Genomic DNA, 1,230 nt, shown 5'->3' on the forward strand with positions numbered 1-1,230 from the left:
CCCGCGCCGCCGCCCGCGGCCGCGGCCGTCGTGGCGGTGCCCCGGCCGGTCGGCGGGCCGGCCGGGCCGGTGCCGGTGATCTCCCCGCTGGTGCGCCGGCTGGCCCGGGAACGCGGTCTCGACCTGCGGACGGTCCGGGGCAGCGGGCCCGGCGGGCTCGTCCTGCGCCGGGACGTGGAGGCCCCCGGGGACCAGCCCCCGATGCACTCGGACCGGTCCCCCACCCGGCCTGCACCGGCCGAGGCCCCGGCGTCGCCGGCCGAGGCCCCGCCGTCGCGGTCCGAGGCGCCGGCGGCCGGCGGGCCCGGCGGGCTCGTCCTGCGCCGGGACGTGGAGGCCCCCGGGAACCGGCCCCCGATGCACTCGGACCGGTCCGCCACCCGGCCTGCACCCGCCGAGGCCCCGGCGTCGCCGGCCGGGGCGCCGGCGGCCGTCCGGCTGCCGCTGCGCGGGGTGCGCGGTCTGATCGCCGACAAGCTGGCGCGCAGCCGCCGCGAGATCCCCGACGCCACCACCTGGGTGGACGCGGACGCCACCGGGCTGCTGGACGTCAAACGGCAGCTCGCGGCCCCGGACTCGGAGCGGATCTCGCTGCTCGCGCTGCTGGCGCGGATCTGCGTCGCGGCGCTCGCCCGGTACCCGGAGCTGAACTCCACCGTGGACACCGGCCGTCAGGAGATCGTCCGGCTGCCGTCGGTGCATCTTGGCTTCGCCGCGCAGACCGAACGGGGTCTGGTCGTGCCGGTGGTCAAGGACGCGGACCGCAGGACGCTGCCGGAGCTGTCCGCGGAGATCAGCCGGCTCACCGCCGCGGCCCGGGAGGGCCGGCTGACCCCCGCGGAGCTGTCCGGCGGAACCTTCACTCTCAACAACTACGGCGTCTTCGGCGTCGACGGCTCGACACCGATCATCAACCACCCCGAGGCGGCGATGCTCGGCGTGGGCCGCATCCTGCCCCGGCCGTGGGTCGTCGACGGCGAGCTGACGGTGCGCCGGCTGTGCCAGCTGTCCCTCTCCTTCGACCACCGGGTCTGCGACGGCGGGACGGCCGGCGGGTTCCTGCGGCAGGTGGCCGACCTGGTGGAGCGGCCCGTGTCCCTGCTGCGGCTGCTGTGAGCCGAGCAGGGGCACACGGCCCGGGGCCCCGGGGGGGGGGGGCGCCCGGCGGGCGCGGGGCGCGGGGGGGTGGGGGAGCGTGAGGGGGCACGGGAGAGGGGCGGGGGGGGGGAA

General features: G+C 79.0%; 1 protein-coding gene. It reads left to right on the forward strand.

Annotated elements, in window-relative coordinates; genetic code table 11:
- Nucleotides 1-1,116 (forward strand): dihydrolipoamide acetyltransferase family protein (locus AB0G32_RS40400; protein ID WP_361176083.1); only part of this gene is annotated, 1,116 nt, incomplete at its 5' end.
- Nucleotides 1,117-1,230: the final 114 nt, after the last annotated feature.

It is taken from the genome of Streptomyces sp. NPDC023723, assembly GCF_040639815.1.
Lineage (GTDB): Bacteria > Actinomycetota > Actinomycetes > Streptomycetales > Streptomycetaceae > Streptomyces.